This is a genomic window from Flavobacterium sp. 270 (assembly GCF_004368785.1).
Taxonomy (GTDB): Bacteria; Bacteroidota; Bacteroidia; order Flavobacteriales; family Flavobacteriaceae; genus Flavobacterium.
The window spans coordinates 152107-163197 of sequence record NZ_SODM01000008.1 but is presented as its reverse complement, the minus strand read 5'-3'; the positions used below and the strand labels follow the sequence as shown (position 1 = coordinate 163197).

The 11091-nt window shown below is 34.6% G+C and carries 8 protein-coding genes; 7 read left to right on the top strand and 1 reads right to left on the bottom strand.

Going from position 1 to position 11091, the window contains the following annotated elements; genetic code table 11:
• On the top strand, positions 1 to 183 hold a 183-nt coding region (locus EV144_RS24295; protein ID WP_208326876.1), incomplete at its 5' end, for a hypothetical protein.
• Positions 184 to 494: 311 nt separating this feature from the next.
• Positions 495 to 743: a hypothetical protein gene (locus EV144_RS23230; protein ID WP_134151534.1), complete on the top strand. Its 249-nt coding sequence runs from the start codon at positions 495 to 497 to the stop codon at positions 741 to 743.
• Between the two features lie 6 nt (positions 744 to 749).
• Here EV144_RS23230 and EV144_RS23225 read toward each other — a convergent pair whose 3' ends face one another.
• Positions 750 to 1802: a GntR family transcriptional regulator gene (locus EV144_RS23225; RefSeq protein WP_134151533.1), complete on the bottom strand. Its 1053-nt coding sequence runs from the start codon at positions 1800 to 1802 to the stop codon at positions 750 to 752.
• Positions 1803 to 2350: 548 nt separating this feature from the next.
• On the opposite strand from EV144_RS23225, the gene EV144_RS23220 reads away from it, so the two are divergent.
• The 5 genes from EV144_RS23220 to EV144_RS23200 all read left to right on the top strand — a co-directional run bounded on the left by EV144_RS23220 (position 2351) and on the right by EV144_RS23200 (position 10934).
• Complete coding sequence (locus EV144_RS23220) at positions 2351 to 5488, top strand: SusC/RagA family TonB-linked outer membrane protein (protein WP_134151532.1); 3138 nt, start codon at positions 2351 to 2353, stop codon at positions 5486 to 5488.
• 19 nt (positions 5489 to 5507) lie between these two features.
• Positions 5508 to 7454, top strand: a complete 1947-nt coding sequence (locus EV144_RS23215) for a RagB/SusD family nutrient uptake outer membrane protein (RefSeq protein WP_134151531.1) — start codon at positions 5508 to 5510, stop codon at positions 7452 to 7454.
• Between the two features lie 265 nt (positions 7455 to 7719).
• Entirely contained in the window at positions 7720 to 8049 is a 330-nt protein-coding gene (gene rhaM / locus EV144_RS23210; RefSeq protein WP_134151530.1) for an L-rhamnose mutarotase, read from the top strand.
• Between the two features lie 16 nt (positions 8050 to 8065).
• Positions 8066 to 9397, top strand: coding sequence for a glycoside hydrolase family 105 protein (locus EV144_RS23205; protein WP_134151529.1), 1332 nt, complete (start codon positions 8066 to 8068; stop codon positions 9395 to 9397).
• 208 nt (positions 9398 to 9605) lie between these two features.
• Complete coding sequence (locus tag EV144_RS23200; protein WP_134151528.1) at positions 9606 to 10934, top strand: hypothetical protein; 1329 nt, start codon at positions 9606 to 9608, stop codon at positions 10932 to 10934.
• The last annotated feature ends 157 nt before the right edge of the window (positions 10935 to 11091 follow it).

Sequence of the window (11091 nt, the reverse complement as noted above, 5' to 3'; positions counted from 1 at the left end):
CCCATCCCGAACAGAGTAGTTAAGCCCGCCTGCGCAGATGGTACTGCAGTATTGTGGGAGAGTATGTCGTCGCCTTTCTTTGAAAAACCCTATCCATATCGGATAGGGTTTTTTGTTTTTAGAAATGTTTGGATTTTTTTTAGATCAAAATACAGTGATTATTTATATAAAACCTTTTTCTAAAATCACTACAGCGAAAAGTCAGGACTTGGCCAATAATTGTTTTATTCTTTTTAATGGATATTTAGCTCGCTTTTTCTCTTATATAAAGTTTATTTTGGTAAATAAATTTTATATCTCTATATATTTTATAGTAAGATCTACTAAATACTGAGATAGAAGCAGAGAATGTTGTATTTTTAATGATCTTCTTTTAGAGAATAACTTGTTGATAAGTAATATGTTAATTGTGATTATTCACCGTTGTTTGTAAGGTTCTAAATAATATATTTGTTTTGAAATACAAATGAATCTTCTAACATAAAATCTTTACAATGGAAAAAGCTATACATTTAAAAGTGAGAAAAGATTTAGACGGACGCCAGCAGTCAACTGTAATAAAACTTAAAGGAAGTTTGATTTCAAAAGGTTATACCGAAATAATACACATTCTAGATCAGGATGACGAATATCATATTAATTCTTTTGAAACTGCAGCTGAAAATAGGAATGCGGTGCAAGAATATATTGAAACGTTTATAACTGCAGAAAACCTAACAGATACAATAACGCTCTTTAAATAGTTTTCATTACAAAGAGTTTCGCTCAATGTATTTAAATTCGTTTTTAATCGTTTCTTTCTTATTAGATAATATCAGATCTGCTGCAAGTTCACCCATTGCTCTAAAATCAGTGCTAACGACTGTAATATCAAGTAATAGTTTTAGCGGTGTTTCATTGTATGAAATAACGCCAATATCTTTTCCTAATACTAAGTTTTTAGTTTTGATTTGCTGCATTAAATTTACCAAGTCTGATTCATGGATTGTAATGTAGGCATCATTATTTTCTAATGTAAAGTTTTTGTGAATATCGTTTATAATTTCGAAACTAAAATCATAAGTCATACAAAATGATTTAAATCCAGTAGCGATGAGTTCAGGATACGGAAATACAGTTTTAGTTGGATATATTAGAATGATTTTTTTATACTTTTTGAGTTTATCTAATGCTTTTTCTAATGCTTCGTAGATATCATTTTTAAAATCTTGATAGACTGCGCCATAATTTCCTGTAATTCCTTCTTTTACTGTATCTAATAAAATAAGTTTATCTCTGGGCATACTTTCAAGTACACTCAACGCTTTGTCTGTATTGCTTTGATGCCTGCTGCTCTTGTTTGAAAAATGAGGTATAATTACATAAAAATCAAATAAGCCAATATTTTTCTTTAAAGCATCAATAAATAAATTTTCATCACAATAATAAAGTGATACTGAAACATTTCCTTTAGCACCTATTGCATCTACAAATGCATTGCAAATTTCCATTTTATAAGAACTGGGCTTGTTGATTAAGAAAAAAATACTAAGCAGGTCTGGGGAATCATTTGCGGTAATAAAATAACCTAGTCCAATAACGGAATAGATTAGATTTCTACTGCGTAAATATTTATATGCTTTTTCTATTGTATCACGAGACAAAGCACTTTTTTGGCTTAATTCTGTAATAGACGGCATTTTTTCTCCAATTTTCAGCTTGCCTGAATTTATTTCATTTATTATGCACTCTGCTACCTGTATATATTTAGGAATGCTTGAATGTGAAATAATCTTAATGTCAATCTTTTGTTCGTGATCCATTATTTTACATAGAGTTTAGATTTATTAAGCTGTATTTTCTTTATATTATTTGGTTATTTTCATAAAAAGACATTCACGAAATATAATTTTGTTTATAAGATTTAGTGAGATTTCTTAAACGTTTTTCAACTTTATTTTTTCAAAATAAGAAGGTACAAATACTCTTATTTAGTAGGTAAATACTTTAATTTATTTCTTTGTACAATTGTAAAATTATCTGCACGTTTTGAAAATACCATCCTGTGGCGTCCTGCTTTTTGAAATTTATTTATAATTATCAAAAAATCCTGTTTATATTTTTATTTATAAATTTTTAAGTTAATAAATTAAAATAATTGAAAAATAAATTGATAAAATTTTCATTATCAAAATTACATTTTTCACAATGATTTTTACTGTAAAATAAGGGCTTGAGCGGTTTTCTTGTTAAAAAAATCACAACAAATAATAATAAAGTATTGAAGTTTAGCAGGATACTACAGGATAGTAGGAAGCATTACCCTAAATAAATTTGAGTAAACTGATTAACTAACCAAACTTTAACTTTTATGAAAAACAAGCTTAATTTTTTGCTGATTTTTGCCATTTTTGCGCTGTTGCACACATCTGGTTATTCGCAAAACAAAATGGTAAAAGGAACCATAACAGATGCAGCGGGACTACCAATTCCGGGTGCGAATGTAACTACAAAAGGAAGTCAAAATGGTGTGAGTACCGATTTGGACGGAACGTATTCAATAAGTGCTTCTCCGGGAAGCATTCTGGTCTATACTTTTATTGGTTTTAAAAAACAAGAAGTCACTATTGGAAGTGGAACTGTCTACAATATTGTGCTAAAAGAAGACGATAATTCTTTAGAAGAAGTGGTTGTTGTTGGATATGGTGTAAAGAAGAAAAAAGACTTAACCGGATCTATTGTAAGCGTTGGTGCAGATGAAATTGCATCAAGACCTGTAGTAAATGCCGTTCAGGCAATGCAGGGAAAGGCTGCTGGTGTTGATGTTTCTACAAACGAACGTCCTGGAACTGTAGGAAGTATAACGATTCGTGGAGCACGTTCTATTTCGGCTTCAAATGCGCCATTGTATGTGGTGGATGGTATTCCTCTAAACTCAAGACTTGTAACTGATGCTTCTACAGGAAAAATTAGCGTTGATGCCAATTCTGGTGGTATAGATTTTTTGAATCCAACTGATATTGAAACGATTGACGTTTTAAAAGATGCCTCTGCAACTGCAATTTATGGTTCTCGTGGTGCGAATGGAGTTATCATCGTAACTACAAAAAAAGGTAAAAACGGAAAATTTACGCTAAACTATGATACTTCTATCATGATGGAAACTATTCATGAAAATGCACCAATGATGACTTCTGCACAATACATAGAATTTCGTCGTTGGGGAAGATATTATTCTAATCCATCTGCTTTTCCTAAAGGAGACGCTCCGAATATTGAAAATGATAAATTAATTTTTCTTGCTTCTGCAGATCCTTCTTCATGGGCAAATATTGAAAAAGGATGGAAAGATGCCAACGGAAACATAACTACAACATGGGATGGTTCTAAAGTTGGTACTACCGACTGGACAAAATTTGTTACTCGTACAGGAATAACACAACAGCATACTATCTCAGTAAGTGGTGGTACAGAAAAAATGAAAGCTTATGGTTCTTTTGGATATTTAGATAATGAAGGAACATTACTAGGACAAGGCTACAGACGTTACAGCGGTACTGCTAGCGTTGATATTACACCGACAAAATGGTTCTCTATGGGAGCTAGTCTTAATACAAGTTATGGAGTAAATGAATATGGACAATCTAACGTAGGAAGAACTGCAGTTACCTCTTCTGGAGGAATTTATGCAACTGCAAGAACCAATCTTCCTTATGCAGTTCCTTATGACGCCAATGGAGTAAGAATTGATAATCCTGGAGGAGATTCTACGATTAGAACTCCTGTTGATGAATACAAATACTCTCAGGATCAGCGTGCAACAATTCGTGCTTTTGGTAGTTTATACGCGCAGTTTGACTTAGGTGGCATATCTAAATCACTAGATGGTTTAAAATACCGTATTAATTTTGGTCCAGATCTTACGTCATTTCGCGACGGTGTATATTTAGATGGTAAATCTGCTATTCGTTCTGGGACAAGTTTTGCTTCTTTAGCCAAAGAACAAACAATTTCATATACACTTGATAACTTGATTTTCTACAACAAAACAGTTGGGAACCATAATTTTGGAGCGACTTTATTAATGAGCCAGACCGAATATCATAATGAGCAAAGTGCGATGTCTGCCAATGATATTAAAAATCCAGAAAACAAATGGAACGCTTTGAACCCTGCGAATGTAACACTTGCAGGTTATTCTTCTGGTCTTACAGATACGGGGTTGTTATCTTATATGGGAAGGGTAAATTACGGTTATTCTGATAAATACCTGCTTACGGCTTCTGGTCGTTTTGATGGAGCTTCGCAATTAGCATCAGAAAACAGATGGGCGTTTTTCCCTAGTGCTTCTGCAGCGTGGGTAATCAACAAAGAAAAATTTTTAGAAAATGTTACTTGGTTGAATCAGCTTAAAATAAGAGCAGGTTATGGTGTTACCGGAAATGCTGCAGTACCAGCTTACGCAACACAGCCTCCATTAACAGGAATTGTTTATCCAAACGGATCTGGTGTTGTAAATAATACTTCTCTTGGAAATGTTAATTTAGGATGGGAGCAGACAGCACAGTTTAACTATGGTATCGATTTTTCTATGTTTAATAACAGAATCTCTGGAGCATTAGATTATTATACAAGTAAAACTACTGATTTGCTATTAAAAAGTAGTGTGCCAACAGTTATTGGTGTTAAAGATACTTATCAAAATGTAGGTGAAACAGAAAGTAAAGGTGTTGAGCTTACTTTGAATACTGTAAACGTAACGACAAAAGATTTTGAATGGAGTTCTAATTTAAGCGCTTCTTATCAACAAAGCAAAATTGTATCATTACAAAATGGAAAATTTGACGACATCAATAATAACTTATTTATCGGAGATTCTCAAAATGTAATTTATGGTTTTGAATCCAACGGAATCTGGAAACCTGAAGATGCAGCAGAAATGGCAAAATTTAATGCAGCTGCCGGTTCTAACATTTTCTCTTTTGGTAATGCAAGACCAGTAGATCAAAATGGTGATTACAAGATCGATGCTAATAATGACCGAGTTATTATAGGGTCAAAAGATCCTAAATATATTGTGGGATTAACAAATACTTTTGTATACAAAAATGTAGAATTTTCATTCTTTGTTTATGGTCGTATGGGCTACTTATATGATACTTTAGGAGAAAACGAAGGAGCAAAAGGAAGCCAAAGACAAATCGATTATTACACGGATAATAACATTAATGCAGAATATCAAAAACCAATATATTCAGCAGGAACAGGAGATCCTTATTTCCCAGTATTAGGTTATCGTAATGGTTCATTCTTAAAAATAAGAAACATTTCATTAGGTTATCATTTCGATAAAGATTTAGTACAAAAACTAGGGCTTACCAAATTAAGACTGTATTGTCAGGCAAGTAACCCAGGTATGATTTTCACTAAATTAAAATGGACTGATTTGGATACACAGACAACTGCTTCAAACAGAGGTGTAACTTTAGGGATGAATGTAGAATTCTAATTAACTTAAAATGATCATTATGAAAAATTATAAAAAACGATATATAAATATAATGCTTATTACGGCATTGGTTCTTGGAAGTACTTCATGCAACAAAGATTTTCTAGACGAAGAACTTACTACGGCTTACAGCCAGGAATATTACAAAACAGAAGCAGGAATTCAGGCTTTAGCAGTTGGAACATACTATCAGGTATTTGCTGCAGAATTTTCCAGCGAAGTACCACTTACAGCAACAGAATCGGGTACTGATGAGTTTCACGCGGGAGGTGACCCTTCTAATTGGATATGGAATTCATATTCGTCTGGATTTAAAGCTTTTGTAACTGTTTCTAATGCAAATACTGTTGCCGCAAATACCAATTGGGATAACCTGTATATCGGAATTGGAAATGCAAATCAATTAATCGAAGCCGCAACTAATATTGTTTCAACCAACGAAGCAATCAAAAAAACTGCATTGGGCGAAGGTTATTTTTTAAGAGCGTTTAATTATTTAAAATTAGTAACACAATACGGAGGGGTTCCTTTAAAATTAAAAACTAGTTCTACAGTTGAATTAGAATTTACAAGAGCAAAACCAGAAGAAGTTTTAGCACAAGTAATTGCAGATTTTACTCAAGCTTATAATTTATTATCAAATGCAGGTGCGCCGGCTAAAATTACAAAAGATGCGGCAGCGCATTATTTAGCAAAAGCATATTTAACAAGAGCCAGCGAAATTAATGACAGCTGGAATGCATCTACAAAAACAGCAGATTTACAACAAGTAGTTACTTTATCAGATCAGGTAATTGCTTCACATCCATTAGCTGCAAATTATGATAATTTATGGAGTTATACAGTTGCAGATGGTGCAAACGAAAAACTTCCGGAGTTAATTTTGTCAGCACAATTTAATGCAAGCACATTAACTACAGGAGGAAATCAGCAGCATTTACATTTCTTATCTACTTATGATCAGCTGCCGCAAATGAAACGTAATCTTGCCGGAGGAAGACCATTCAGCCGTTTGGCACCAACTTATTTTGTTTATGATGTATTTGATCATGTAAACGATTCTCGTTTTTGGAAAAGCTTTCAAACCAAAAGTATCATCAATAATAAATCTGGAAACTATTATGCAAACGGAGATTTAGGTATTATGTATGTTATAAACAAGGCTACAGATACTCGTTTTGCCAAAACAAAAAATGCAGATGTAATTGTGTACGCAAAAACAGGAAAAACAATTCCGAGTGTTTTTGTAGCTTATGCAGCAGACAAAGTTGGATTAATGGCAGATGTAAGATTCCCTTCTTTAAACAAACATCTTGACGGAAACAGAATAGATGTAAGTAATACAAAAGGATCACGTGATATGGTACTAGCGCGTTCTGCAGAAACGTATTTGATGGCTGCCGAAGCAAAAGCAAAATTGGCAAAAGCAGGATCAGGTTCATTCTCAGATGCATTACCTTACATCAATGTGGTACGTAATCGTGCTGCATACAAAGCTGGAGAAAATCGTGCTGCTTATGTAGATGGTTTGGCAGCGTGGACAGTAAGCGGTCAGGCAGGAATTCCGATTTCTTATATTCCAGAAAACTCGTATTATGAATCTAATAATATTGCCGTTTCAACTGCAGCAACAAGTTTATCAATCACAAGTATTGCTGCTTTACCGGCAGAAGATCAGGCTGTAATTGCAAAATTAGGATACGGTACAGATTATGATCGCGTATTATGTTTGATTTTAAACGAACGTACAAGAGAACTTTGTGGTGAGTTTCACCGTTGGGAAGATTTGAGCAGAACTAAAACTTTATTAGCCAGAGCAAAAGCTTATAATATTGAAGCTGCAGCTAATATTCAGGAGTTTCATAATCTTCGACCAATTCCGCAGACTTTCTTAGATGGAATTTATTCAAACGGAAGACCTTTAACTCCAGATGAAAAAGCAGCAATGCAGAATACTGGTTATTAAACTTATAATATTTTTTTTGCCACTAATTCCACTAATTCACACGAATTTTTTACACATAGTTTGTCATTTAGACGAAGGAGAAATCGCACGCGGGATTCCTTAAAGTGAATTTCAAATCTTTGAAGGCAAACTTGTAAGAACAAGATTGGTAAAAATAATTTGTGTAAATTCGTGTAATTCGTGGCAAAAGAAAATAAATCTGCCATAGATTTCAGTGATTAATCCTTTTAATCTGTGAAATCTGTGGCAAAATAAAATCTTAAAAATGCAGCATAACAATACGATTCGCAATGCTTTTAAAATGAAATTAAAAGCAGGTTTTGAAGCAGAATACAAAAAAAGGCACGCCACGATCTGGCCAGAATTAGCAACATTACTTTCAGAAACAGGCATACAAGATTATAGTATTTTTTTAGATGAAGAAACGCTGATACTTTTTGCAGTTCAAAAAATCAGTCCGGATTTTGATAAAGATTATTTACCCAATCACCCAATAGTAAAAAAATGGTGGGCTTATATGGCAGATATTATGGATACAAATCCCGATAATTCTCCAGTTGCCATACCGTTAAATGAAGTATTTCATCTCGATTAATTTTTAAACGATAACCATGAATAAAGCATCCAAAATTATAACCTTATGTGCTTTTGGAATCGGCACAGCATTAAATGCCCAAACCAACGATGTAACTACACCGCTACATGCCATGCAGCCCGATTATGTTACGCCGTATGTTATTCCAGAAAAAAATAATATAGAATCGGTATTAAACAGAGTATATACTTTCTTAGAAGAAAATACAGCCTCTAAGGTTTTAAATGCAAGCGATAATTCGGAAGTAACAGATTTAAAAAAAGCCAAAGGAAAAATAATATTTTCTCCGGGAGCATTTAGACTTACCAGTTACGAGTGGGGTGTAACTTATGCAGGAATGCTTTTAGCAACAGAAGCAACTGGAAATAAACAATATGCAGATTATACCAATAAGCGCCTGAAATTAATTTCAGATGTTGCACAAAATTATAAAAGCGAAAACTTAAAAAATTCGCCAGTTCACACCGTTTTACAACCAAGAGCTTTAGACGATGATGGTGCTTTGTGTGCAGCATTTATAAAAGCAAAAAAAAGCGGTCTGAAAGATAATGTTGATCCTGTAATAAATAATTTCATAAAATATATAACCGAAAAAGAATACCGTCTTAAAGATGGAACTCTCGCCAGAAACAGACCATTGCCTAACACACTTTGGTTGGATGATTTGTTTATGAGCGTTCCTGCTTTGGCACAAATGGGAAGTTATACAGGAGATTCCAAATATTTTGACGATGCAGTAAAACAAGTCAATCAATTTTCTGAACGAATGTTCAACAGCCAAAAAGGACTTTATATGCACGGCTGGGTAGAATCAATGCAGGTTCATCCGCAGTTTCATTGGGCAAGAGCAAACGGCTGGGCAGTTATGACAATGGTAGAATTATTAGAAGTCCTGCCAAAAAATCATCCCGGATATCCTCAGGTTTTAGCGCAGCTTCAAAAACATATTGCCGGATTAGTTCAATATCAGGACGGAACGGGTTTTTGGCATCAATTAATAGACCGAAATGATTCGTACCTAGAAACTTCGGCGACAGCAATATATACTTATGCAATTGCAAGAGCCATTAATCGTGGTTATATCGATAAAATGGCGTATTCGCCAGCAGTTTTATTGGCTTGGAATGCCGTTGCTTCAAAAGTAAATGCAAAAGGAGAAGTAGAAGGAACCTGCGTAGGAACCGGAATGGGTTTTGATCCCGCGTTTTATTATTATCGTCCGATAAATGTCTTCGCAGCACACGGCTATGGCCCTGTTTTATTAGCCGGATCAGAAATAATTTTACTTTTAAAAAACAATCAGTTTGAGATGAATGATAGTGCCTTGCAGTTGAAGACTAAGTTATGAGTTATTAGGTTCAAAGGTTCTAAGCTACAAAGGCACAAAGTTTTTTCTCGCAGATTTTGCAGATTTTGGGGACTTTTTTCTTTTTCTAATTGAAATAATCTGCTAGATCAGCAAAATCTGCGAGAGAATTTTTAAGACTTTGCGTCTCTGCGACTTTGCGAGATCAATTTGCCAACTCCTAACTTAAAAAGTAATTCCAAATAATCTCATGAAAAAAATCCTCAATTTCGTTTTACTATTAAGTACAATAACAACTTTCAGTCAAATAGGAAAACGATTTCCATCAGAAAAAAAGATTATCAAAGATCGCGTTACAGGCTACGAATTAACATTTTTAACCACAACTTCGGCAGGAGATTCTAAAACATATCCAACGCATCCACAATGGACAGCAGATGGAGAATGGCTGATCTTTAGAACCAAAAGAGCCAATGGAGATGCAGTTGCAGTAAATGAAAGATCTGGCGTAATGGTTCAGGTTACAGAAGGCGGTTATTCGGGAACGCTCTGTATGGCTCAGAAATCAATGAAACTGTATTTTATGCGTCAGACCGAAAATAAAATGCAAGTTATGGAAGTCAATCTTGAAGCTGTTTTTGCCGACAGTCAGAAAGGAAAAATGAAACCTATAACTGCATACGAACGCATTTGCGGCGTTACAAATCCAGAAATGGGAGCCTCTGGCGACATGGCTTTGGATGCCAATGAAGACAAAGTTTATTTTAGAATTGGAAAAGAAGAAGCTGCAAAATATCTAGACCCGAATATTAAAATTGAAAAAAGTACTGGTCCGCGAAATATGGGCGCAGGTCCTGGTGGCATTAGCAGTATAAATATAAAAACAGGCGAAATCAAACATGTTATTTCAGTTCCGTTTCAGGTAGGACATATACAATCTAATATCTGGAATCCGGGCGAATTGGTTTTTTGCTGGGAAACCGGAGGAAAATCTCCACAACGCACTTGGACTGTAATGGCAGACGGAACAGGTTTGAGACCTTTATATCCAGAAGCTGATTATGAATGGGTAACGCACGAAGCTGTAATTTCTAAAGATGAAGTTGCTATGGCGATTATGGGACATCGAAAAATTGATATTCAGAATGAAAAACCGGTTGAAGTTATTACCAACGGCGAAATTAGAAATCCAGAAAATCCGGGTCAGGAAAGCAATTGGGGAAATGCAGGAACACGCGAAAAACCAACTGGATTAGCTATCGTTAATTTAAGAACTCGTGAAATGATTATTGCAGGTCAAACCAAAAGTGGAAGCGGTTTATGGCACGTTCACGGTTCATCAGACGGGAAATGGGCTGTTGGCGATGATTTTTCGAGAAGTTTATATTTAATTGATAGAAAGACAGACGAAATGATCTTGCTGACTACAGGCCATAAAACAACAGCTGCAGATCATGTACATCCGACTTTTAATCGTGACGGAACAAAAATCGAAATCCAGTCGGCTATGCTTTCTGAAGACAATCGTACAATGAATATTTGTATTGTAAATGTCCCGAAGGAATGGCTTCGGAGATAGGTTTTTTTGAGGTTCAAAGTTTCAAAGCTTCTAAGATTCTAAGGTTTTTAGCCTTAGAGCTTTTAGTTTTTGAGGCCATTTTAATTGAATAGTCCCCAGCTTCAGCTGGGTTAGAAAATTTAGATTATAGAATCGGCTTTAGCCAAATGAATCTGTA

Coding starts and splice junctions, on each gene's coding strand:
- EV144_RS23230 (WP_134151534.1), top strand. CDS start 495: ATGGAAAAAGCTATACATTTAAAAGTGAGAAAAGATTTAGACGGACGC.
- EV144_RS23225 (WP_134151533.1), bottom strand. CDS start 1,802: ATGGATCACGAACAAAAGATTGACATTAAGATTATTTCACATTCAAGC.
- EV144_RS23220 (WP_134151532.1), top strand. CDS start 2,351: ATGAAAAACAAGCTTAATTTTTTGCTGATTTTTGCCATTTTTGCGCTG.
- EV144_RS23215 (WP_134151531.1), top strand. CDS start 5,508: ATGAAAAATTATAAAAAACGATATATAAATATAATGCTTATTACGGCA.
- rhaM (WP_134151530.1), top strand. CDS start 7,720: ATGCAGCATAACAATACGATTCGCAATGCTTTTAAAATGAAATTAAAA.
- EV144_RS23205 (WP_134151529.1), top strand. CDS start 8,066: ATGAATAAAGCATCCAAAATTATAACCTTATGTGCTTTTGGAATCGGC.
- EV144_RS23200 (WP_134151528.1), top strand. CDS start 9,606: ATGAAAAAAATCCTCAATTTCGTTTTACTATTAAGTACAATAACAACT.